Below are 23,075 nucleotides of genomic sequence, written 5' to 3' on the forward strand. Positions count from 1 at the left end.
CCCGCCGATTTACCAGGTCAGCACGATCTTGCCGATATGCTCGCTGGACTCCATCAGCCGGTGCGCTTCGGCCGCCTGCGAGGCCGGGAACACCTGGTGGATCACCGGCTTGATCTTGCCGGCAGCCAGCAGCGGCCACACCTGTTCGTGCAGCGCCGCGGCGATCTTGCCCTTGAACGATGCCGGGCGCGGGCGCAGCGTGGAGCCGGTCACGGTGATGCGCCGGCGCAGGATGTCGCCCAGCGGAATCTCGGCCTTGGCGCCGCCCAGCAGCGCGATGATGACGATGCGGCCATCGTCGGCGATGCACTTGAGCTCGCGCGCCAGGTACGGGCCGGCGACCATGTCGAGGATCACGTCGACACCCTTGCCGCCGGTCAGCGCAGCGACTTCGGCGACGAAGTCCTGGGTCTTGTAGTTGATGGCGCGATCGGCGCCGAGGTCTTCGCAGGCCTTGCACTTTTCGTCGGTGCCGGCGGTGACGAAAACCTTGAAACCCAGCGCCTTGGCAATCTGGATCGCGGTGGTGCCGATGCCGCTGGAGCCGCCCTGGATCAGCAGGGTTTCCTCCTTGCCGCGCGGACCCTGGCCCAGGTAGCCGCGATCGAACACATTGCTCCACACGGTGAAGAAGGTCTCCGGCAGCGCCGCGGCCTCGATATCGCTCAGCCCCTGCGGCGCGGGCAGGACCTGCGCCAGCGGCGCGGTGCACAGCTGCGCGTAGCCGCCGCCCTGCACCAGCGCGCAGACGCGGTCGCCTGCCTTCAGGCCGAAGCGGTTGTCGGCATGACCGAGGTCGCCGCCCACCACCACGCCGGCCACTTCCAGGCCGGGCAGGTCCGATGCGCCCGGCGGCACCGGGTAGTTGCCGGTGCGCTGGAAGACGTCGGGGCGGTTCACGCCGGCGGCAGCCACGCGGATCAGGACTTCGCCCGCGGCCGGCACCGGGTCGGGACGCTCGGTCAGCTGGAGGACTTCGGGGGCGCCGTATTCGCGGATCTCGATGGCTTGCATGCTTGCTGCTCCTTGTCTTCTGTCGGGTCGGTGTGAGCTTGCGCTCGATAGGGTTGCCGGCAGTGTAAACAAAAAAACGGCTGGACATGGTCCAGCCGTTTTCTGGTGGCGCCCCCTCCCGGAGGCGCCGGCGGGCGCGACTGCCCGTGGTATTACTGCTGTTCCGAACCACCGGCCGGGGCTGCCGGCGCGGCGCTCTCGCCAGCGTTGATCGGGCTGATGCTGCCGCCCTCTTCGGCCAGCGCGGCCTTCAGCGACAGGCGCAGGCGGCCCTTCTCGTCGGCCTGGATCAGCTTGACGCGGACCTGCTGGCCTTCCTTCAGCCAGTCCTTGATGTCCTTGACACGCTCGTTGACGATTTCCGAGATGTGCAGCAGGCCATCCTTGCCCGGCAGGATGTTGACGATGGCACCGAAGTCCAGCAGCTTCAGCACGGTGCCGTTGTAGATCTTGCCCACTTCGGCTTCCGCGGTGATGCCCTCGATGCGGCGCTTGGCTTCGGCCATGCCGTCGGTCGAGGTCGAGGCGATGGTGATGGTGCCGTCTTCCTGGATGTCGATGGTGGTGCCGGTTTCCTTGGTCAGCGCCTGGATGGTCGAACCGCCCTTGCCGATCACTTCGCGGATCTTGTCCGGATGGATCTTCATGGTGATCATGCGCGGTGCGTGCGCCGACAGCTCGGTGCGGGCGTGGCCCATCGCTTCCTGCATGTTCGCCAGGATATGCAGGCGGCCTTCCTTGGCCTGCGCCAGCGCAACCTGCATGATCTCCTTGGTGATGCCCTGGACCTTGATGTCCATCTGCAGCGCGGTGATGCCGTTGTCGGTACCCGCCACCTTGAAGTCCATGTCTCCCAGGTGATCTTCATCGCCCAGGATGTCGGTCAGCACGGCGAACTTGTTGCCTTCCAGGATCAGGCCCATGGCCACGCCGGCCACGTGCGCCTTGACCGGAACGCCCGCGTCCATCAGCGCCAGGCAGCCGCCGCAGACCGAAGCCATCGACGACGAACCGTTGGATTCGGTGATCTCCGAGACCAGGCGGATGGTGTAGGCGAATTCATCGTCCTTCGGCAGCACCGGGATCAGTGCGCGCTTGGCCAGGCGGCCATGGCCGATTTCGCGGCGCTTCGGGCTGCCCACGCGGCCGGTCTCGCCGGTGGCGAACGGGGGCATGTTGTAGTGGAGCATGAAGCGGTCGCGATACTCGCCGGCCAGCGCGTCGATGATCTGCTCGTCGCTCTTGGTGCCCAGCGTGGCCACCACCAGCGCCTGGGTCTCGCCGCGGGTGAACAGCGCCGAGCCGTGCGCGCGCGGAAGCACCGACGAACGGATCTCGATCGGACGCACGGTGCGGGTGTCGCGGCCGTCGATGCGCGGCTCGCCGTTCAGGATCTGGCCGCGCACGATCTTGGCTTCCAGGTCGAACATGATGTTGCCGACTTCCACCTTCTCGGCTTCGACGCCGGCTTCGGCCAGCGCGGCGGCGACGTTGGCCGACACTTCCTTCAGCTTCTGGCTGCGCGCCGACTTCTGGCGCAGCTGGTAGGCTTCCTGCAGCAGCGGCAGCGCGACTTCGGTGACCTTGGCGATCAGCGGCTCGTTCTTGGCCGCCGGGGCCCAGTCCCACTCCGGCTTGCCGCCTTCGCGCACCAGTTCATGGATGGCGTTGATGGCGGTCTGCATCTGCTCGTGGCCGTAGACCACGGCGCCCAGCATCACGTCTTCCGACAGCTGGTTGGCTTCCGACTCGACCATCAGCACGGCGCGCTCGGTACCGGCGACCACCAGGTCCAGGTCCGAGGTGGCGATCTGCGAGCGGGTCGGGTTCAGCAGGTACTGGCCATCCTTGTAGCCCACGCGCGCGGCGCCCACCGGGCCGCTGAACGGGATGCCCGACACGGCCAGCGCGGCCGACGCGCCGATCAGCGCGGGGATGTCGGCCGGCACTTCCGGGTTCAGCGACACCACGTGCACCACCACCTGCACTTCGTTGTAGAAGCCTTCCGGGAACAGCGGACGCAGCGGACGGTCGATCAGGCGCGAGGTCAGGGTCTCGTTTTCCGACGGACGGCCTTCACGCTTGAAGAAACCGCCGGGGATCTTGCCGGCGGCGTAGGTCTTCTCGATGTAGTCGACGGTCAGCGGGAAGAAGTCCTGGCCCGGCTTCGGGCTCTTGGCGGCGACCACGGTCGCCAGCACCACGGTGTCTTCCACATCGACCAGCACGGCACCGCCGGCCTGGCGGGCGATTTCTCCGGTTTCCATGCGGACCGTGTGCTGGCCCCACTGGAATTCCTTGACGACCTTGTTGAACATGGACATGTGCATTCCTTGACTTGCGTGCTGGCCGCGCGATCTACGCAATGACACGCGCGCGGCCGGCGACGCCTGCGTTCTCAGCCGCAGGCAAACTGCCGGGTTGCCGGTCGCGGTCGCAGGGAAGTGCTATGCCATTCCAGCGCGGCACCGGCGTTGCCGATGCCGTGCTGGAATGACACAAAGCCCTGTTTCCTTGCCCGATCCGGGGTGTTGAGGAAAAAGAACAACTTACTCCGTTGCGCAACTTGCCGCAACGGCGCCCGCGCCATGGACATGGCCGGGTAAGGTGAGGCGAAAATCACTTCACTCACAGCCTGCACCGCCGGCGCGACGGTTTCGCTGCGCCAGAAATGCAAAATGCCTGCCCAGCAATGCTGAAGCAGGCATCGAGGCCTCACGCGAAACCGTGCAAACCCAGGAATCGCGCTGCCATCGGACGCAACCTTACTTGCGCAGACCCAGCTTTTCGATCAGGGCGCGGTAACGGTCGGCATCGTTGGACTTGAGGTAGTCCAGCAGGCGGCGACGGCGGCTCACCATGCGCAGCAGGCCGCGGCGGCTGTGGTGGTCCTTCATGTTGGCCTTGAAGTGCGGGGTCAGTTCGTTGATGCGGGTGGTCAGCAGGGCCACTTGCACTTCGGGGCTGCCAGTGTCGTTGGCGCCACGTGCGAACTGCTTGATGACTTCGGACTTGTTGATATCGGCGACTGCCATGATGATTTCCTTTCACTTGCGAACGCCACAGCGCGGGATGCGCCGCATGCGTCGTGCCATGTAATGACTGGCTGGGTTGCCGCCACCGGGCCAGGGCCAGGCGACGACAGCCGCGGATTATAGCCGAAAAGCGGGCGCAGGAGTACCCGGCGCCCCGCCGCTTACGGACGCTCCATGCGGCAGGTGGTCGGCAGCGTGGTCTGCGCCGCCTTGAGCTTGCGCACGGTGCGGAAGCCATAGCCCGAGCCCTCGTTGTCGAAGCGCACGGCGCCGCCCTGGCGCTCCATCACGGACACGTACAGCGGTTGCAGCACCTGGTGGTCATCGGCCCGCACCGTGGCTTCGTGGAAGTCGTTGACGTAGCGCATGTGCTCCAGCGCGCGCGCCACCTTGACCGCGTCGGTGGAGCCGGCCTGCGTGATCGCGCGCGCCAGCATCTCGACCATCATCTGCATGCGCAGGTGGACGTAGTCGTCCTTGGGCTCCGGATAGCGCGCGCGGAATTCCTGGTAGAACGCATCGGACGCCGCCCCGCCCACATTGGGATGCCACTCGGCCACCGCCAGCACGCGCCCCACCCCGGCATCGCCCATCGCCGCCGGCGCGCCCAGGCCATTGCCGTAGAAGGTATAGAACTTGGCCCGCAGCCCGCCCTCGCGCGCGGCCTTGACCATCAGCGTCAGGTCGTTGCCCCAGTTGCCGGTGATGACCGCGTCCGCGCCGCTTGCCTTGATCTTGGCGATATAGGGCGCGAAGTCCTTGATCTTGCCGATCGGGTGGAATTCGTCGCCGACGATCTGGATATCGGGCCGGCGCGCCGCCAGCATCTCGCGCGCCGAGCGTGCCACCTGGTGGCCGAAGCTGTAGTCCTGGTCGATCAGGTACACGCGGCGCACCGCCTGGTCCTGGCGGATGACTTCGGTCAGCGCCTGCATGCGCATGTCGGCGCTGGCATCGAAGCGGAAATGCCAGAAGCTGCAGTTCTCGTTGGTCAGGCTCGGGTCGACCGCCGAATAGTTCAGGAACAGCACGCGCGCGTCGGGCTGGCGCGCGTTATGGCGGTTGATCGCCGCTACCAGCGCCCCCGCCACCGCCGAGCTGTTGCCCTGCAGGACAAACGGGATGCGCTTGTCGGTCAGCGCGCGCAGCTGGATCAGGCTTTCGTCGACATTGCCCTTGCTGTCGAAGGTGACCAGCTCGAGCGGGCGCGCACCGTCGGCGGTCTTCACGCCTCCGCGCGCGTTGATGCGCTCGATCGCCAGGCGCAGGTTGCGCGCCACCGCTTCGCCGGCATTGGCGAACGGGCCGGACAGGCCGTCGATCATGCCCAGCCGGATCGGCTCCTGCGCCGATGCGCCCGCCGCTGCCGCCAGCAACAACCCGCCCAGCCATCCCCGCCACCGCGCCGCAACCGTCATTCGTCTCTCTCCTGGAAAGCGCTGGATAGTACGGCAGCGTCCGGTTGCGGGCAAATACCGGCGCGGACCGGATCCGCGCCGCCAGTTCCGGGGAGAACCGGCCGGGTTATCGGCAGATCCGCACAAAAGCAGCGTCGGATGCACACACCACCCGCCGTCGGACTACACTGGCGGTATCCACATTCCATACATCGATCGGGGTCCAGCCATGAAATCCGTCATCGCCAAGGGCGCGCGCCGTCTCGTGCTGGCGCTGGGCGTCGCCATGCTGTCCGCCTGCGCCACGCTGATGCCGGAGCAGGAAGGGAGCCGGCTGGTGGGCCAGCCGCAGGCCGCGGTGCAGGCCATGTTCGGGCCGCCCACCGATGTGTTCCCGCTGCGCGACGGCACCACGCGCTGGATCTACTCGAAGCAGCCGATGGGCCAGTATGCCTATGGCGCCGACTTCGACCGCAACGGCAACCTGACCGCGTTCCGCAACATGCTGTCGACGCCGGAGCTGTACAAGGCGCAGGTCAACACCTGGACCAAGCGCGACGTGGCCGAGCACTTCGGCATGACCCGGCTGCCGGTCAGTTACTACCCGCGCATGCGCAACGAGGTCTGGTCCTACCGCTTCCGCCACGAAGACGTATGGCCGTCGCTGTTCCACTTCTATTTCGACGATGCCGGCGTGCTGCGCCGGACCCAGATCACGCCCGACCCGCTCTACGACCCGGACGAGCGCCGCCCGTTCTGACGCGCCGCCCGTCCACCCATGAAAAAGCCCGCCATCCCCGGGTCGGGAATGGCGGGCCTGGTCCGTACGTTCGGGCCGGGTAGGCCTTCCGCCGCCTGCGCAGGAATCCGGATCAGATCTGCGGGTTGATCTTCTGCACGGCCTTGTCGTGCAGCTTGTTCAGCGCGGCCAGGTAAGCCTTGGCCGAGGCCGCGACGATATCCGGGTCGGTACCCACGCCGTTGACGATGCGGCCGGCCTTGGACAGGCGCACCGTGACTTCGCCCTGCGCCTCGGTGCCGCCGGTGATGGCGTTCACCGAATACAGCACCATCTCGGCGCCGCTGGCCACGCGCGATTCGATCGCATGCAGGGTGGCATCGACCGGGCCGTTGCCCTCGCCCTCGCCGCTCTTCTCCTGACCGTCCATGCTGAACACCACACGCGCATGCGGACGTTCGCCGGTCTCGGAGCGCTGCGACAGCGAGATGAAGCGGAAGTGTTCGTTGGCGTCGTGCTGCGCCTCGTTCGAGACGATGGCGACGATGTCCTCGTCGAAGATCTCGGCCTTCTGGTCGGCCAGCTCCTTGAAGCGCGTGAAGGCGGCATTGACCTCGCTCTCGCTGTCGAGCTCGATGCCCAGTTCCTGCAGGCGCTGCTTGAAGGCGTTGCGGCCCGACAGCTTGCCCAGCACGATCTTGTTGGCGGTCCAGCCCACGTCTTCGGCGCGCATGATCTCGTAGGTGTCGCGCGCCTTGAGCACGCCATCCTGGTGGATGCCCGAGGCATGCGCGAAGGCGTTGGCGCCGACCACGGCCTTGTTCGGCTGCACCGCGAAGCCGGTGATCTGCGACACCAGCTTGGACGCCGGCACGATCTGCGTGGTGTCGATGCCAAGGTCCAGGTTGAAGTAGTCGCGGCGGGTCTTCACCGCCATCACCACTTCTTCGAGGCTGGTGTTGCCGGCACGTTCGCCGAGGCCGTTGATGGTGCATTCGATCTGGCGCGCGCCGGCCATCTTGACCGCCGCCAGCGAGTTGGCCACAGCCATGCCGAGGTCGTTATGGCAGTGCACCGACCAGACCGCCTTGTCCGAGTTGGGAATGCGTTCGCGCACCGAGCGGATCAGCTCGGCATAGCCTTCCGGCACGGCGTAGCCGACGGTATCGGGCAGGTTGATGGTGGTCGCGCCCTCGGCGATCACGCCTTCGAGCACGCGGCACAGGAAGTCCATGTCCGAGCGGCTGCCGTCTTCCGGCGAGAACTCGATATCGTCGGTGAACTGGCGCGCGAAGCGCACCGCCAGGCGCGCCTGCTGGTAGACCTCGTCCGGCGTCATGCGCAGCTTCTTCTCCATGTGCAGCGCGGAGGTGGCGATGAAGGTGTGGATGCGGAACGAGTTGGCCGGCTTGAGCGCCTCGGCCGCCCGGGCAATGTCCTTGTCGTTGGCGCGGGCCAGCGAGCAGATGGTGGAGTCCTTGACCACCTGCGCGATCGAGCGGATCGCTTCGAAGTCGCCGTTGGAGCTCGCGGCGAAACCGGCCTCGATCACATCGACCTTCAGGCGTTCCAGCTGGCGCGCGATGCGGATCTTTTCCTCGCGGGTCATCGAGGCGCCGGGCGACTGCTCGCCGTCACGCAAGGTGGTGTCGAAAATGATGAGTTTGTCAGACATGGTGTGGAGCTCCTGATTGCTTATCGTGTGCTGTCCCCGGCATGCTGCGTCCGGGGCTTTACCGCCTGTTCCGCGCTCCACGGCTGTGGAATGCAAAACGCCCCGGCGTGCATGAAGCAGGCCGGGGCGTTGGAAAATTCCTTGCGGATTTCGCGCTAAGGGGTAAGTCCGTCCTTAGCGCGCGCGCGTCCCGACCTGATGGCCTAGTAGGCCACCTAGGGTGGTGCGGGCGATTAGGACTTGGCGCGAAATCATGGCTGCGACTATAGCCGACTTGGCGCGCACGCGCAACACAGGGTTTTGCCGCACGCGCCGCCCGCAGAGGCCTCAGCCCTTGGGCGGGATGCGCAGCTTCTGGCCCGGATAGATCTTGTCCGGGTGGCTCAGCATCGGCTTGTTGGCCTCGAAGATCTTGTTGTAATCGGCGCCGTTGCCATAGGCGGCCTGCGCGATCGCCCACAGTGTGTCGCCCTTGACCACGGTGTGCCAGCCCGATTCCGCGGACTCGACGTTGACCGACATCTTGTCCTCGACCTTGTCCACGCCCTCGACATTGCCTGCGCACAGGATGATCTTCTCGCGCGTGGCCTGGTCGGGTGCCACGCCGAACACGGTGACGAGACCCTGCGAGCCGTCGACCTGCACCATCAGCCCGGTAGCGTCCAGCCCCATCTTCCTGATATATGCCTCGATCGCGTCGCCCGCGGCGCGATTGGCGGCATCGACCTTCTCCGCCGATGCATCCGCCGCGGCCGCTGCCTGCGCGGCCTTGGCCTCGCCGGTGCCGAACAGCTTTTCTCCCGCTTCCTTGATGAAGTCGAACATGCCCATGACATCCTCCTGACGGTGGGTGGAAAACACTGCAGAGTGCCACGCCCGGATGGCCGCGGCACGAAAACAATTGTGAATCCCGCAATGCATGAAGGGCGCCTGAGCGCCCTTCTGCGATTTATTCCCGCGGCTTCTTCTCGATCGCCGGCTTGCCATGCATGGCCCGCCAGGCCCACAGCACATAGCCCGAAATCGCGTAGGCCACGAACAGCCCGAACAGCGCCACCGGCGGATCGGTCGAGACCACCACGAACAGCACCAGGACCAGCACCATCATGCCGAACGGCACGCGGTAGCGCACGTCGAGCGCCTTGCCGCTGTAGAACGGCGCATTGGACACCATCGACAGCCCCGCGTACAGCGTGATGCCGAACGCCACCCACGGCATCCACAGCTCCTTGACCGGCAGCTTGTTGTCGATCACCAGCCAGACAAAGCCGGCCACCAGCGCCGCCGCGGCCGGACTCGGGAGGCCCTGGAAGAAGCGCTTGTCGATGACGCCGATGTTGGCGTTGAAGCGCGCCAGCCGCAGCGCCGCGCAGGTGCAGTAGACGAAGGCGGCAATCCAGCCCCACTTGCCCAGGTCATGCAGGATCCATTCGTACATCACCAGCGCCGGCGCGACGCCGAACGAGGTCATGTCCGAGAGCGAGTCATACTGCTCGCCGAACGCGCTTTGCGTATTGGTGATGCGCGCCACGCGCCCGTCCATGCCATCGAGCACCATGGCCGCGAAGATGGCGATGGCGGCGGCGTCGAAGCGCATGTTCATCGCCTGCACGATGGCGAAGAAGCCGGCGAACAGCGCCGCGGTGGTGAAGGCGTTGGGCAGCAGGTAGATGCCGCGCCGGCGCGGACGCTGGTAGGCGATGTCGTGGTCGTCGGCGGCTTCGTCGTCGAAGTCGTCGTCGGCGCCGCGCAGCTGGTTGTGGCGGAACGGCCGCAGGTGGGTCACGTTGCCGCTGCTGCTGCGCTTGTTACGTCGATGGAAGGCAACCATCACTGTCCTCCGGTCAGGCCGCCGCTCACTGCACGTCGAGTTCGGCGAGGATGGTCGACGAGGCCGACACCTTCTCGCCGATGGTCACGCGCGGGCGTGCGTCGAGCGGCAGGTACACGTCGACGCGCGAGCCGAAGCGGATAAAGCCGTAGCGCTGGCCGCGCGAGAGGTTGTCGCCGGCCTTGGTGTAGCACAGGATGCGGCGCGCCACCAGGCCCGCCACCTGCACCAGCGTGACCAGCTGGCCGTCGGCCGCGCGCCGGATCAGCACCGCGTTGCGCTCGTTTTCGGTCGAGGCCTTGTCCAAGTCGGCATTGACGAACTTGCCGGGAAAATATTCGACCTTCTCCACCGCGCCGTCGACCGAGACCCGGTTCGAGTGCACGTTGAAGACGTTCATGAAGACGCTGATCTTCAGCGCCTCGCGCTTGGCGTACGGGTCCATGGTCTTCTCGACCACGACGATGCGGCCGTCGGCCGGGGCCAGCACGGCATTGGGCTGCGACGGGATCGGACGCGGCGGGTCGCGGAAGAACTGCAGCACGAATACCGTGATGATCCACAGCGGCAGCGCCCACCAGAAGCCCGCGCTGGCGTGCACCAGCAGCGAGATGACAAAGGCGCCGGCCAGGAACGGCCAGCCTTCACGGGCGATCAGCGGATGAGGATAGTTCATGCAGTACGTGTTTCGATGGAGTCAGGCCAAGGCAAGGCGGCCTGGCCGCGGCACGCAGGTGCCGCGCGCCCTGCCGGCCGCCGCGCGAGCAGCATCCGGCACGCCGTGCCCGAAAAGTTCGACAAGGATAACAAAAAGCCGTTCAGGTCCCGGCAATCCCCTTCCGATGATAGAAGGGCAAGGCACGGAACGCTGAACGGCTTCGGCCCGCCGCCGTGCGGCGCGAGCCATCAGGCAGCGCTGTGAATCAGTTCTTCGACTGGTCGACCATCTTGTTCTTGGCGATCCACGGCATCATTGCGCGCAGCTTCTCGCCCACCACTTCGATTTCGTGCTCGGCGTTCAGGCGGCGGCGCGAGATCAGGGTCGGGGCGCCGGCCTTGTTCTCCAGCAGGAAGCTCTTGGCGTATTCGCCGGTCTGGATGTCCTTCAGGCACTGCTTCATCGCCTTCTTGGTCTCTTCGGTCACCACGCGCGGGCCGGTGACGTACTCACCATATTCGGCGTTATTGGAGATCGAATAGTTCATGTTGGCGATGCCGCCTTCGTAGATCAGGTCGACGATCAGCTTCAGTTCGTGCAGGCACTCGAAGTAGGCCATTTCCGGCGCATAGCCGGCTTCCACCAGGGTCTCGAAGCCAGCCTTGATCAGCTCGACGGTACCGCCGCACAGCACGGCCTGCTCGCCGAACAGGTCGGTTTCGGTTTCTTCGCGGAAGTTGGTCTCGATGATGCCGGCACGGCCGCCGCCGTTGGCGGTGGCGTACGACAGGGCGATGTCACGGGCGGCGCCGGACTTGTTCTGGTGCACGGCGATCAGGTGCGGCACGCCGCCACCTTGCGTGTAGGTGGCGCGCACGGTGTGGCCCGGGGCCTTCGGCGCGATCATGATCACGTCCAGGTCGGCGCGCGGGATCACGGCACCGTAGTGCACGTTGAAGCCGTGGGCGAAGGCCAGCGCGGCGCCTTCCTTGATGTTGGCGTGCACTTCGTTCTTGTACACGTCGGCGATCTGCTCGTCCGGCAGCAGGATCATGACTACGTCGGCGCCCTTGACCGCCTCGGCCACTTCCTTGACTTGCAGGCCGGCGTTGGCGGCCTTGTTCCACGACGCGCCGCTCTTGCGCAGGCCGACCGTCACGTTGACGCCCGAATCCTTCAGGTTCAGCGCGTGGGCGTGGCCCTGCGAGCCGTAACCGATGATGGTGACGTTCTTGCCCTTGATCAGCGAGAGGTCGGCGTCCTTGTCGTAAAACACTTTCATGATAAATCCTTCAATCTCTGTCTTTTATATGAGGGGGGCGGCATCCTCGTGTGCATCGTGTGCGCACGGATCGCGCCGCCCGGGGATACTGCTTGAACCTGTGCGAGCGGCGCTGGATCAGACTTTCAGGATGCGTTCGCCGCGGCCGATGCCCGAGCCGCCGGTACGGACGGTCTCCAGGATGGCGGTACGGTCGATCGCGTCCAGGAACGCATCGAGCTTGACGCCGTTGCCGGTCAGCTCGATGGTGTAGGTCTTCTCGGTGACATCGATGATGCGGCCGCGGAAGATGTCGGCGGTGCGCTTCATTTCCTCGCGCTCCTTGCCGACCGCGCGCACCTTGACGAGCATCAGCTCGCGCTCGATGTGCGCGCCTTCGGTCAGGTCGACCACCTTGACCACTTCCACCAGGCGGTTCAGGTGCTTGGTGATCTGCTCGATCACGTCGTCCGAACCGGTGGTGACGATGGTCATGCGCGACAGCGAGGAGTCCTCGGTCGGCGCCACGGTCAGCGTCTCGATGTTGTAGCCGCGGGCCGAGAACAGGCCCACCACGCGCGACAGCGCACCGGCTTCGTTTTCCAGCAGGACCGAAATGATGTGTCGCATTTACAGGTCCTCCGCGCCGAGCAGCATTTCGGAAATGCCCTTGCCCGCCTGGACCATCGGCCAGACGTTTTCGGTGGGATCGGTCTGGAAGTCCAGGAACACGGTACGGTCCTTCAGGCGGAACGCCTCGCGCAGCGCCGGCTCGACGTCCGACGTCTTTTCGACGCGCATGCCGATATGCCCGTAGGCTTCGGCCAGCTTGACGAAATCGGGCAGCGCGTCCATGTAGGAATGCGAGTAGCGGTTGTCGTACTCGATCTCCTGCCACTGGCGCACCATGCCGAGATAGCCGTTGTTGAGCGAGCAGATCTTCACCGGGGTGTCGTACTGCAGGCAGGTCGACAGCTCCTGGATGCACATCTGGATCGAGCCTTCGCCGGTGATGGTGACGACTTCCTTTTCCGGGAACGCCTTCTTGATGCCCATCGCATACGGCAGGCCCACGCCCATTGTGCCCAGGCCGCCGGAATTGATCCAGCGGCGCGGCTCGTTGAACTTGTAGAACTGCGCGGCCCACATCTGGTGCTGGCCGACGTCGGAGCAGATGAAGGCGTCGCCGTGGGTCAGTTCCCAGATCTTTTCCACCACGTACTGCGGCTTGATGATCTCGGAGCTGCGGTCGTACTTCAGGCAGTCGACCGAGCGCCATTGCTCGATCTGCTCCCACCACCTGGCCAGCGCCTCGCGCTTGGGCTTGATGTCGCTGGCCTTGATCTGGGCGATCAGTTCCTGCAGCACGTCCTTGACGTTGCCGACGATGGGGATATCGACCTTGACGCGCTTGGAAATCGACGACGGATCGATGTCGATATGGATGATCTTGCGCGCCTGCGAGGTGAAATGCGACGGGTTGCCGATCACGCGGTCGTCGAAACGGGCGCCGATGGCGATCAGCACGTCGCAGTTCTGCATGGCCATGTTGGCTTCATACGTGCCGTGCATGCCGAGCATGCCGACGAACTGCTTGTGGGTGCCGGGGAACGCACCCAGGCCCATCAGCGTGTTGGTCACCGGGTGGCCGGTCAGCGCCGCCAGCTGGCGCAGCTCGTCGCTGGCATTGGCCAGCACCACGCCGCCGCCGCTGTAGATGTACGGGCGCTCGGCGTTCTGCAGCAGCGCCACGGCCTTGCGGATCTGGCCCGAGTGGCCCTTGTTGACCGGGTTGTACGAGCGCATGTCGATCGACTTGGGGTACTCGTACTTGCAGGCATTGCGCGAGACATCCTTGGGGATGTCCACCACCACCGGGCCGGGACGGCCGGTCGAGGCAATGAAGAACGCCTTCTTGATGGTCGCGGCGAGGTCGCGCACGTCCTTCACCAGGAAGTTGTGCTTGACGATCGGGCGGGTGATGCCGACGGTGTCGCACTCCTGGAAGGCGTCCTGGCCGATGGCGTGGGTCGGCACGTTGCCGGTGATCACCACCATCGGGATCGAGTCGAGGTACGCGGTGGCGATGCCGGTGACGGCATTGGTCACGCCGGGACCGGAGGTCACCAGGGCGACGCCCACCTTGCCCGTTGCGCGTGCGTAGCCATCCGCGGCATGGACCGCGGCCTGCTCGTGGCGCACCAGGATGTGCTCGAACTTGGTTTGCTTGTGGAGCTCGTCGTAGATGTACAGCACTGCGCCGCCGGGGTAGCCCCAGACGTACTCGACGCCTTCTTCGGCAAGTGCGTGAACGAGAATTTCCGCCCCGATCATTTCGGGCGCGGCAGATGAATTGCTGTCGGCGTGGGAGAATTCCGCGCTGGGCATGTTCATTTCAGTCCTTTGCAATTTTCGGCAAAAAATTGTTTGGATGCTCTCTGCCGAACTTGTGGCTCGGGTTCAAGCGGTGCGCGTCTGCATGGAAGACCGCCTCATAAGCGGCCGGATGAGACAACCACTGATGTCGTGTGAACCGTCGATGATACTGCAATGCACCAGCGCGGTCTACGGTTGTTTACGCCGCCGGCATCGGCAAGTTCCCCGGATTGGCAAAAACTTTTGCGCAGCGCCATGTATTTCCCGCCAGACAAAACGGTACAGCGCGGCCAAATTTTGCTAGCATCCCAGCACATTGGGGCGCCGCGCGCCCTTCGCAGCACATTCACCAGAACCGGGCCCGGGTCCCGGCGCAACAAGCCCCAACCGCCTGAATGGCCACCGACCAGGAACTGTCCGCATTTCTTGCCAGCGTCGAGCGGCGCGCCTTCAAGCAGGCCGTGTTCGCCGTGCGCGACGACGAGGCCGCGCTGGACATCGTCCAGGACGCCATGATCAAGCTGGCCGAAAAATATGGCGACAAGAGCGCCGCGGAACTCGCGCCGCTGTTCCAGCGCATCCTGCAGAACACCATCCACGACTGGTTCCGGCGCCAGAAGGTGCGCAATACCTGGGTCTCGCTGTTTTCCAGCCTGCGCGACGACCGTGGCGACGGCGACGACAGCGACCTGCTGGAGACGCTCGAGGCACAGGTCGGCTCGGAGTCGGCCGAAAGCAGCGCCGACAAGGTCGAGCGCGCCCAGGTCATGCACATCATCGAGCAGGAGATCCAGCGCCTGCCCACGCGTCAACGCCAGGCATTCCTGATGCGTTACTGGGAAGATATGGACGTCGCCGAAACCGCGGCCGTGATGGGCTGCTCCGAAGGCAGCGTCAAGACGCACTGTTCCCGTGCCACGCACACGCTTGCGCAGGCCCTGCGCGCACGGGGGGTCCGACTATGAGCAGAAACGACAAAGAAATCCGCGAGCGCCGGTTTGCGCATGAGGTTCGCGCGGCACTTGACGCCGGCGCCGACGCCTTGCCGGCCGACATTTCCGAACGGCTCGCCGCCGCGCGCCGGATGGCGGTCGCCCGCAAGAAGGCCGAGGCGCCCGTGCTGGTGCCGCAGCTGGCCATGCCGGGCGCGCAGGCGCCGCTGTTCGACGACGACGCCTCGCCGCTGCACCGCGCCGGCGCCTGGCTGCGCCGGCTGGGGCTGGTCTGGACGCTGGTCGCGCTGGGCGCCGGCCTGGTGGGCATCTACCACTGGCAGGAACAGAAGCGCATCGAGGAACTGGCCGATATCGACGCCGCCATGCTGCTCGACGACCTGCCGCCCACGGCCTACGCCGACGAGGGCTTCCACGTGTTCCTGAAGCACGGGCAATAGCATGGCGCCCCCGCTTCCCCACCCCGACGCCCCGCGCCGCCGGCTGGCCGCCCTGCTGGCCGGCGCGGCCACCTGCTGGGCGCTGTTGCCCGCCCCGGCGCAGGCGCAGGGGGCTTCCGCGGCGGACGGAGCCCCTGCCTCCCAGGCCGCCCAGCCGGTCAGCGCCAAGCCCGCCTGGGCCGACCTCAGCCCGGTCAACCAGCGCATCCTGGCGCCGCTGCAGCCGCTGTGGGACACCCTGCCGGAGCTGAACCGCCACAAGTGGCTGCGCATCGCCGCGCGCTATCCGAAGTATTCGCCGGCCGAACAGGCCCGGCTGCAGGCACGCATGGCGGAGTGGGTCAGGATGACTCCGCAGCAACGCCGTCTGGCGCGCGAAAACTACCAGATCACCCGCTCGCTGCCGACCGAAAAGAAGGCCGAGGCCTGGGACAAGTACCAGCAGTTGCCCGAAGAGCAGAAGAAGAAGCTGGCCGCCACCGACCAAGTGCCGCGCCGCCCCGGCGCCGTCAGCGCGCTGCCCAGCGGCAAGCGCCTGCCCAGCGACACCAGCCGCCAGCTGCGCCATGAACACAAGGCGGGCGCGGGCCACGCTGCCCACCCGGCCGGCACGCCGGCCAGCGCGGGCGCGGCGCTGCCCGCAGCCCCCGCCGCCGCGGCAGCTGCCGCGGCGTCCGCCCCTGCCGTTGCCACCCCCGCGGCGCCCGCAAGCGCAGCGCTGCCCGCGGCCGCAGTGCCGGCTGCCGCGGCGGCCCAGGCTGCCACCGAAGCAACGGCCGCGGCGTCCGACGCCACCGTGCGCCAGTAATTCGCAGGCCATTTGGCATAATGGCCGTTTGAGGCCGGCCGGCGCACCTGGGCCAGCTTCGCCAGGCCCGCACCGGCATCCGCATGCCGCGCGCCGGCGCCCTGTCCAGAATGCCATCGATGCCCGCTGCCACCCTCGACCCCGTACCCCCTGCCGCGTCCGCGCCGGCCGCCCCGCCGCTGCGCCGCCGCATCGCCTGCATGCTTTATGAAGGCGTGCTGCTGTTCGGCGTGTTGAGCGCCTCGACCGCCGCCTACCTGCTGGTGCGTCCGCTGCTGCAGAAGCTGGGCGTGGACGGGCCGCTGGCGATCCAGCTGTGGAGCTTCCTGGTGATGGGGCTCTATTTCACGTGGTTCTGGCAGCGCAACGGCCAGACCCTGGCGATGCAGACCTGGCGCATGCGCGTCGAAAACGCCGCGGGCGTGCCGCCGCGCTGGCCGCAGGCGGCGCTGCGCTACGTGCTGACGTGGCTGTGGTTGCCGCCCTCGGCCGCGGTCGGCCATCTGCTCGGGCTGGTCAAGGGCCCGTTCGTCGGCGTGCTGTGCGCCGGCCTGCTGATCTGGATCCTGCTGGCCTGGCTGGACCCGCGCCGCCAGTTCCTGCATGACCGCCTGGCCGGCACGCGCCTGACCGACCTGCGCACCAAGCCATGAGCCTTGGCGCCGCCGGCATCCGCCGCGTCGCGGTGACCGTGCAGGCGGCCGCAGCGCTGGGCATTGCCGCGGCGCTGGTACGCACGGCGGCCTGGCCGTGGCCCGGCGCGCTCGCCGCCGGGGCCGGGCTGATCCTGGGCGGCTTCGCCTGCGGCATTGCCATCGCCTTCGCGCTGAGCGGACGCGGCCTGTGGGTCGCACGCTGCGATCACCCGCCCGCGCCGCCTGCCGAACTTGCAGCCACCCGCAGGCCGCTGCGGCTGGCGCAGGCGTTGCGCTGCTACGCAACCGAATGCCTGGCGGTACTGCGCATGTTCGACTGGCTGCAACCCTTCCGCGCGCGGGCACCGTTTGCGCCGGCCAACCATGCCCGGCCCGGCCGCGATGCCCCGCCGGTGCTGCTGGTCCATGGCTATGCCTGCGGCCAGGCCATCTGGCTCGACATGCAGCCGGCGCTGGCCGCCGCCGGCTACCGCTGCCACGGGATCGACCTCGAACCCGTGTTCGGCGACATCGACGACTACGCGCACGCGCTGCTGGCGGCGATGCGGCGCATCCGCGCCGAAAGCGGGCGCGCGCCCCTGCTGCTCTGCCACAGCATGGGCGGCCTGGTTGCGCGCGCCGCGCTGCGGCTGGCCGGCGATGAAGACCTGTGCGCCGGCATCGTGACGCTGGGCAGCCCGCACCACGGCAGCGCGCTGGCGCGGTTTGGCGGCGGCCACAATGCGCGCCAGATGCGCTGCGGCAGCCCGTGGCTGCGCGCGCTCGCGGCCGCCGAAACGCCGCGCCTGCGCGCGCGCATGATCTCGATCTTCAGCTGGCACGATTCGATCGCGGGCCCGCCGTGCACCGGGTGGCTCGACGGCGCCGGCCATATCCCGCTGTCCGGCATCGGCCATGTGTCGCTGCTGCGCCATCCCGCCGCGGTGCGCGCCGTACTCGACGCCCTGGCCGAACTGTCCGCGCGCGGCCGCTGAGCCGGCCGCGGCGGCGGCTGTCCCGCGGCCGCAACGATTCATATGTCAGTCATGTTTTCGTCACCGTGGCGTCACCGCGGGCTGGCTGAATGCAGCCATCGCCGCAACCGGGACTGGCATGGTGCAAGCAATCCGATCTGCCCGCGGGTATCTGTCGAAGGCCTCGCAACTGGCGCCATGGCTGCGCCGCAGCGCTGACAGCGGCGCCGCCGCGCCGGTGACCGCCTTCATGGCGCCGGCGCTCGATGGCGCTGCGCTGGCGCCGCCGCGCGAAGCGCAGGAAACCTATCCCCCCGAACCGCACCCGATCCAGCGCTACCGCGCCATCTGGCTGTCGGACATCCACCTGGGGACACCCGGCTGCCAGGCCGACTACCTGCTGGATTTCCTCAAGCACAACGAGTCCGACCAGCTCTACCTGGTCGGCGACATCATTGACGGCTGGCAGCTGCGCCGCGGCTGGTACTGGCCGCAAAGCCACAACGACGTGGTGCAGAAGCTGCTGCGCAAGGCGCGCAAGGGCACCGAGGTGATCTATGTCCCCGGCAACCACGACGAAGCCGCGCGCCAGTTCGACGGCATGGCCTTCGGCGACATCACCGTGCGCGAAGAGGCGATCCACGTCACCGCCACCGGGCGCCGCCTGTGGGTGGTGCACGGGGACCTCTTCGACGGCGTGGTGCAGCACGCGCGCTGGCTGGCCTACCTGGGCGATTCGCTCTACACCATGATCCTGGCGCTCAACCGGCACTTCAACCGGCTGCGCGCGCGCCTGGGTTTTCCGTACTGGTCGCTGTCGCAGTACCTGAAGCACCAGGTCAAGAACGCGGTCAACTACATCGGCGCGTTCGAGAGTGCGATGGTGGACGAGGCGCGCCGCCGCGGCTGCGACGGCGTGGTCTGCGGCCATATCCACAAGGCCGAAATCCGCGAGGTCAACGGCCAGCTCTACTGCAACGACGGCGACTGGGTCGAAAGCCTGTCGGCGCTGGTCGAAACCCTGGAAGGCGAACTGAAGATCGTCTACTGGACCACGCTGCTCGACGCCCCCGCACCCGCCATGCGCCGCCGCCGCCGCGCTGCCGTGGCCGGCTGAGCCGGGACGGTCGCGCTTATTTCGCATGGCTCCATCCGCCCCCCCGCCATCCGCATTGCCCTTCCACCGCGCCCAAGGAGGCTGCATGAAGATCCTGATCGTCACCGATGCCTGGGAACCGCAGGTCAATGGCGTGGTGCGCACGCTCAAGTCCACGCGCCGCGAACTGGAGGCGATGGGCCACACGGTCGACATGATCACGCCGCTGGAATTCCGCACGGTGCCATGCCCGACCTATCCCGAGATCCGGCTGTCGCTGCTGCCGGGCGCGCGCGTTTGGCGGCGCATCGAGGCCTTCGCCCCCGACGCCCTGCACATCGCCACCGAGGGCCCGCTCGGGCTGGCCGCGCGCAGCCATGCGCTGCGCCGCAAGCTGCCCTTCACCACCGCCTACCACACCCGCTTCCCGGAATATGTGCAGGCGCGCTTCGGCATTCCGCTGGCGTGGACCTACCGCTTCCTGGGCTGGTTCCATGGCCCCGCCCAGGCGGTGATGGCGCCGACGCCGGTGGTGCTGGACGACCTGCGGCGCTACGGCATCACCAATGCCGTGCTGTGGACGCGCGGCGTGGACCTGGACGTGTTCACGCCCCAGCGCGCCAATGTGCTCAACACCGCCCACCCGATCTTCCTGTACGTTGGCCGCGTGGCGGTGGAGAAGAACGTCGAGGCGTTCCTGGCGCTGGACCTGCCCGGCTCCAAATGGGTGGTCGGCGACGGCCCGGCGCTGCCGGCGCTGCGCGCCCGCTACCCCGGCGCCAACTACCTGGGTGTGCTGAGCCAGCCCGAGCTGGCGCGGGTGTATGCTTCCGCTGACGTGTTCGTGTTCCCGAGCCGCACCGACACCTTCGGGCTGGTGCTGCTGGAAGCGCTGGCCAGCGGCCTGCCGGTGGCCGCGTACCCGGTCACGGGCCCGATCGACGTGCTGGGCGACAGCCCCGCCGGCGTCATGCACGAAGACCTGCGCGAGGCCTGCCTGGAGGCGCTGCGCATTGACCGCGCCACGGCCCGGGCCCACGCCGAGCGCTTCTCGTGGCGCGCCGCGTCCGAGCAGTTCCTGGCCCACCTGCGGCCGTTCGCCGCTGCCAGGCCAGGGCGAGGCGGCGCAGCGGCCTCACCCGCCACACCCACGCCTTCCGCCCCGCAAACCCATGCCGAAACCGCATCCGGAACTGCCGTCCGACCCGCCAATGCAGAGGCCGCCGCCGGCAATGCAGAGCGCTGACTACTCCGTCGACCAGAATCCGCACAAGGGCAACCGGGGCCTGGCGCGCGCCTGGCATGCGGCCATCAATTCGCTGTCGGGGCTGCGCTATGCAGTGCTGGAGGAGAGCGCGTTCCGCCAGGAGCTGACCCTGGTGGTGATCCTGACGCCGTGCGCCTTCCTGGTGCCGGTGACGGCGGTCGAGCGCATCTTGCTGCTGGGCACGCTGCTGGTGGTGCTGATCGTGGAGCTGCTCAACTCCAGCGTCGAGGCCGCGGTCGACCGCATCTCGCTGGAGCGGCACAGCCTGTCCAAGCGCGCCAAGGACTTCGGCAGCGCCGCGGTGATGCTGGCGCTGGTGCTGTGCGGCGGCACCTGGATCACCATCGCCGGGCCGCATGTGGTGCGGTGGGTGCAGGCGCTGGCGGGCTGAGCCGGCCCGGAACAGACGTGTCCGGGCGCGGCGCGGCGGGGGGCGCAGCATGGGCAAGGCAGGCCGATTGCTTATAATCGCAACCCTGCCCCCGACTTACCGATCGCACCGATCGCCCGGACGCCCATGGAACCGAAACCGCAAACCGGACCCCGCCGCACCAGGGACCGCATCCTCGACGTCTCGCTGCGCCTGTTCAACGAAGTCGGCGAGCCCAACGTCACCACCACCACGATCGCGGAAGCGATGGAGATCAGCCCCGGCAATCTCTACTACCACTTCCGCAACAAGGACGACATCATCAACTCGATCTTCGTGCGCTTCGAGCAGGAGATGGAGCGCCGCCTGAAGATGCCGGACGACCACAAGGCCACGCTCGACGAAAGCTGGGGCTACCTGCAGTACATGTCCGAGTTCCTGTGGAACTACCGCTTCCTGTACCGCGACATCAACGACCTGCTGGCGCGCAACCGGATGCTGGAGACCAACTTTAAGCGCATCGTCGAGCAGAAGCAGCGCTTTGCGCACGAGATCTGCCGCCAGTTCATCGAGGACGGCGAGATGGAAGCCACGCCCGAGCAGGTCGAGGCCATCTGCACCAACATGGTGGTGGTCGCCACCTACTGGCTGTCGTTCCAGTTCGTGCAGCATCCGCGCCAGTACAACGATCCCGAGCAGATCCGCGGTTACCTGCACGGCTCGAGCTACCACATCTTCTCGATCCTGGCACCCTATCTGCGCGGCCGGGCACGGGAGGCATTCGACCAGCTGGCGCGCGACTACGCGGCAGCCAAGGCCGCCGCCGCTGCGGCAAAGGAAACGAAGTGAAAGCCGTCTGCGTGTATTGCGGGTCCAGTCCCGGCAACCGTCCCGAATATGCCCAAGGCGCGCGCCTGCTCGGCCGCACCCTGGCCGAAAGCGGCCTGACGCTGGTGTACGGCGGCGGCAAGGTGGGCCTGATGGGCATCGTCGCCGACGCCGTGCTCGAACATGGCGGCCGTGCCATCGGCATCATCCCCGAAGCGCTGATGCAGAAGGAAGTCGGCCACCGCGGCCTGACCGAGCTGCACGTGGTGCGCAACATGCACGAACGCAAGCAGATGATGGCCGACCGCGCCGACGCCTTTGTCGCCATGCCCGGTGGCGTGGGTACCTTCGAAGAGCTGTTCGAGACCTTCACCTGGCTGCAGCTGGGCTACCACGCCAAGCCGGTAGGCCTGCTGAACCTGGCCGGGTTCTACGACGGCATGCTGGGCTTCCTGTCGCACGCGGTGCGCGAAGGCTTCCTGAAGCAGGTGCACGCCGAGCTGCTGCACGTGGGCGACACGCCCGCCGGCCTGCTGGCGCAACTGGCGGCCGCGCCGCGCGTGCGAGTCGACAAGTGGCAGGAGGCGCGCGACCAGACCTGAGCGCGCGCCAGCTTCCGGCCCGGGTTCAGAAGGAAGAGCCCGGCTGCTGCAGGAACGCCAGTTCCTCGGCCGTACTCTGCCGGCCCAGTACCGCATTGCGGTGCGGGAAGCGGCCAAAGCGCGCGATGATCACGCGGTGCTTCTCGGCCCACTCGACGGCATCCACCGCCCCGCCGCTGGCTTCGCGCAGCTGCGTCATCAGGCGCACCGCCTCGTCCTGGTCTTCCAGCGCCTCGGAATGCTCGAACGGCATGTAGCAGAACATGCGGTGGTAGTCGGTCGGCAGCGCGCGGTCCATGCCGCTGGCGACGATGCGCCGGGCCAGTGCCAGCGCCTGCGCATCGGTGCCGAAGCTGCGCGGATCGTTGCGGAACATATTGCGCGGGAACTGGTCCAGCAGCACCACGCGCGCGCACGCGCCCTCGGGCGTGACCGACCAGTCGTCAGGCGCCCCGTCGCAGGCGACCTCCCAGTCAGACAGGAAGTTCGCGCGAATCTGCGCATCGAATGCATCCGACTTGGTGAACCATTGCGGGCGCACCGTATTCCAGGCGGCCGAACCGGGCTGGTCGAACCAGAAATCCAGCACACGCAGGGCGTCTTCAGGCAGTTGGGCTGTCATCGGCAGGAAAAACCTTTCGGGTTAGAAACGGCAGCGCTGGCGCCTCAGCGCGCCACATTGCGCATCCAGTCGGCGGTCTGGAAGAAGGCCTGCATCAGGCGCAGCTGCAGGTCTTCGGGCAGGCCGATGTCCTGCATCGCCAGCGCCATGCAGCGCATCCACTGGTCGCGCTCGCTGACGCCGATCTCGAACGGCAGATGCCGCGCGCGCAGGCGCGGATGGCCGAAGCGCTCGATAAAGTGGTTGGGGCCGCCCAGCCAGCCGCACAAAAACCAGAACAGCTTGTCGCGCGAGCCCTCGAGCGACGGCGGATGCAGCGCGCGCAGCGCGGCGAATTGCGGCTCCAGGTCCATCAGGTCGTAGAAACGGTCGACCAGTTCGCGCACGCGCGCCTCGCCGCCCACCAGTTCAAAGGCAGTGACCTCGGCATTGCCGGGCTTGTCATCGGATTCAGTACTCATCACACACTCGGTCTGCGCGGCGCCGGCACGCTG

The 23,075-nt window shown here is 67.1% G+C and carries 24 protein-coding genes; 11 read left to right on the forward strand and 13 right to left on the reverse strand.

Annotation, left to right across the window (positions count from 1 at the left end; genetic code table 11):
• Nucleotides 1-9: 9 nt before the first annotated feature.
• The 4 genes from GA0116996_RS17250 to GA0116996_RS17265 all read right to left on the reverse strand — a co-directional run bounded on the left by GA0116996_RS17250 (nt 10) and on the right by GA0116996_RS17265 (nt 5,467).
• Nucleotides 10-1,014 (reverse strand): NAD(P)H-quinone oxidoreductase, encoded by a 1,005-nt coding sequence (locus GA0116996_RS17250; RefSeq protein WP_092314058.1) that lies wholly within the window; start codon nt 1,012-1,014, stop codon nt 10-12.
• Between the two features lie 152 nt (nt 1,015-1,166).
• Nucleotides 1,167-3,338 (reverse strand): polyribonucleotide nucleotidyltransferase, encoded by a 2,172-nt coding sequence (gene pnp / locus GA0116996_RS17255; RefSeq protein WP_092314060.1) that lies wholly within the window; start codon nt 3,336-3,338, stop codon nt 1,167-1,169.
• 441 nt (nt 3,339-3,779) lie between these two features.
• Nucleotides 3,780-4,049: a 30S ribosomal protein S15 gene (gene rpsO, locus GA0116996_RS17260; RefSeq protein WP_010809136.1), complete on the reverse strand. Its 270-nt coding sequence runs from the start codon at nt 4,047-4,049 to the stop codon at nt 3,780-3,782.
• Nucleotides 4,050-4,210: 161 nt separating this feature from the next.
• Nucleotides 4,211-5,467: a branched-chain amino acid ABC transporter substrate-binding protein gene (locus tag GA0116996_RS17265; RefSeq protein WP_092314062.1), complete on the reverse strand. Its 1,257-nt coding sequence runs from the start codon at nt 5,465-5,467 to the stop codon at nt 4,211-4,213.
• A 208-nt stretch (nt 5,468-5,675) separates the two neighbouring features.
• Between GA0116996_RS17265 and GA0116996_RS17270 the strand changes: the two genes are divergently transcribed.
• Nucleotides 5,676-6,206, forward strand: a complete 531-nt coding sequence (locus GA0116996_RS17270) for a hypothetical protein (protein ID WP_092314064.1) — start codon at nt 5,676-5,678, stop codon at nt 6,204-6,206.
• Between the two features lie 112 nt (nt 6,207-6,318).
• On the opposite strand, the gene GA0116996_RS17275 is transcribed toward GA0116996_RS17270, so the two are convergent.
• The 7 genes from GA0116996_RS17275 to GA0116996_RS17305 form a co-directional block, all read right to left on the reverse strand.
• Nucleotides 6,319-7,860, reverse strand: coding sequence for a 2-isopropylmalate synthase (locus GA0116996_RS17275; protein WP_092314066.1), 1,542 nt, complete (start codon nt 7,858-7,860; stop codon nt 6,319-6,321).
• Between the two features lie 327 nt (nt 7,861-8,187).
• Nucleotides 8,188-8,691, reverse strand: coding sequence for a peptidoglycan-binding protein LysM (gene lysM / locus GA0116996_RS17280; RefSeq protein WP_092314068.1), 504 nt, complete (start codon nt 8,689-8,691; stop codon nt 8,188-8,190).
• 118 nt (nt 8,692-8,809) lie between these two features.
• Entirely contained in the window at nt 8,810-9,691 is an 882-nt protein-coding gene (gene pssA / locus GA0116996_RS17285; RefSeq protein ID WP_092314070.1) for a CDP-diacylglycerol--serine O-phosphatidyltransferase, read from the reverse strand.
• Nucleotides 9,692-9,716: 25 nt separating this feature from the next.
• Complete coding sequence (locus GA0116996_RS17290; RefSeq protein WP_092314072.1) at nt 9,717-10,367, reverse strand: phosphatidylserine decarboxylase; 651 nt, start codon at nt 10,365-10,367, stop codon at nt 9,717-9,719.
• Between the two features lie 247 nt (nt 10,368-10,614).
• Nucleotides 10,615-11,631 (reverse strand): ketol-acid reductoisomerase, encoded by a 1,017-nt coding sequence (gene ilvC / locus GA0116996_RS17295; protein WP_092314074.1) that lies wholly within the window; start codon nt 11,629-11,631, stop codon nt 10,615-10,617.
• A 117-nt stretch (nt 11,632-11,748) separates the two neighbouring features.
• The gene (ilvN, locus tag GA0116996_RS17300; protein ID WP_012352317.1) at nt 11,749-12,240 is read right to left on the reverse strand and encodes an acetolactate synthase small subunit; all 492 of its coding nucleotides are present in this window, start codon (nt 12,238-12,240) and stop codon (nt 11,749-11,751) included.
• Entirely contained in the window at nt 12,241-14,004 is a 1,764-nt protein-coding gene (locus GA0116996_RS17305) for an acetolactate synthase 3 catalytic subunit (protein ID WP_092314076.1), read from the reverse strand.
• A 377-nt stretch (nt 14,005-14,381) separates the two neighbouring features.
• Here GA0116996_RS17305 and GA0116996_RS17310 point away from each other — a divergent pair, with 377 nt between their 5' ends.
• The 10 genes from GA0116996_RS17310 (at nt 14,382) to GA0116996_RS17355 (ending at nt 21,959) form a co-directional block, all read left to right on the forward strand.
• Nucleotides 14,382-14,951 (forward strand): RNA polymerase sigma factor, encoded by a 570-nt coding sequence (locus GA0116996_RS17310; protein WP_092314078.1) that lies wholly within the window; start codon nt 14,382-14,384, stop codon nt 14,949-14,951.
• Nucleotides 14,948-15,379, forward strand: coding sequence for a DUF3619 family protein (locus tag GA0116996_RS17315; RefSeq protein ID WP_092314080.1), 432 nt, complete (start codon nt 14,948-14,950; stop codon nt 15,377-15,379). Before GA0116996_RS17310 ends, GA0116996_RS17315 begins: the two co-directional genes overlap by 4 nt.
• 1 nt (nt 15,380) lies before the next feature.
• On the forward strand, nt 15,381-16,187 hold the full coding sequence (locus tag GA0116996_RS17320) for a DUF3106 domain-containing protein (RefSeq protein WP_092314082.1): 807 nt from the start codon (nt 15,381-15,383) through the stop codon (nt 16,185-16,187).
• A gap of 119 nt (nt 16,188-16,306) precedes the next feature.
• Complete coding sequence (locus GA0116996_RS17325) at nt 16,307-16,840, forward strand: RDD family protein (RefSeq protein WP_092314158.1); 534 nt, start codon at nt 16,307-16,309, stop codon at nt 16,838-16,840.
• Nucleotides 16,837-17,817, forward strand: a complete 981-nt coding sequence (locus GA0116996_RS17330) for an esterase/lipase family protein (RefSeq protein ID WP_092314084.1) — start codon at nt 16,837-16,839, stop codon at nt 17,815-17,817. Before GA0116996_RS17325 ends, GA0116996_RS17330 begins: the two co-directional genes overlap by 4 nt.
• A 118-nt stretch (nt 17,818-17,935) precedes the next feature.
• Entirely contained in the window at nt 17,936-18,913 is a 978-nt protein-coding gene (locus GA0116996_RS17335) for a UDP-2,3-diacylglucosamine diphosphatase (RefSeq protein WP_092314086.1), read from the forward strand.
• Nucleotides 18,914-18,998: 85 nt separating this feature from the next.
• Nucleotides 18,999-20,138 carry a glycosyltransferase family 4 protein gene (locus GA0116996_RS17340; protein ID WP_092314088.1) on the forward strand — a complete coding sequence of 380 codons (1,140 nt, stop codon included), beginning with the start codon at nt 18,999-19,001 and terminating at the stop codon, nt 20,136-20,138.
• Nucleotides 20,065-20,550 carry a diacylglycerol kinase gene (locus tag GA0116996_RS17345; protein ID WP_092314090.1) on the forward strand — a complete coding sequence of 162 codons (486 nt, stop codon included), beginning with the start codon at nt 20,065-20,067 and terminating at the stop codon, nt 20,548-20,550. The genes GA0116996_RS17340 and GA0116996_RS17345 overlap by 74 nt, the downstream gene beginning before the upstream one ends.
• A 126-nt stretch (nt 20,551-20,676) precedes the next feature.
• Nucleotides 20,677-21,378, forward strand: coding sequence for a TetR/AcrR family transcriptional regulator (locus GA0116996_RS17350; protein ID WP_092314092.1), 702 nt, complete (start codon nt 20,677-20,679; stop codon nt 21,376-21,378).
• Nucleotides 21,375-21,959 (forward strand): LOG family protein, encoded by a 585-nt coding sequence (locus GA0116996_RS17355; protein WP_092314094.1) that lies wholly within the window; start codon nt 21,375-21,377, stop codon nt 21,957-21,959. Before GA0116996_RS17350 ends, GA0116996_RS17355 begins: the two co-directional genes overlap by 4 nt.
• Nucleotides 21,960-21,984: 25 nt before the next feature.
• Here the strand turns inward: GA0116996_RS17355 and GA0116996_RS17360 are convergent, their stop codons facing one another.
• Both GA0116996_RS17360 and GA0116996_RS17365 read right to left on the reverse strand, forming a co-directional pair.
• Nucleotides 21,985-22,581, reverse strand: a complete 597-nt coding sequence (locus tag GA0116996_RS17360; RefSeq protein ID WP_092314096.1) for a DUF924 family protein — start codon at nt 22,579-22,581, stop codon at nt 21,985-21,987.
• A 44-nt stretch (nt 22,582-22,625) separates the two neighbouring features.
• Complete coding sequence (locus tag GA0116996_RS17365) at nt 22,626-23,042, reverse strand: group II truncated hemoglobin (RefSeq protein WP_092314098.1); 417 nt, start codon at nt 23,040-23,042, stop codon at nt 22,626-22,628.
• Nucleotides 23,043-23,075 lie beyond the last annotated feature (33 nt).

Source organism: Cupriavidus alkaliphilus, from assembly GCF_900094595.1.
Lineage (GTDB): Bacteria > Pseudomonadota > Gammaproteobacteria > Burkholderiales > Burkholderiaceae > Cupriavidus > Cupriavidus alkaliphilus.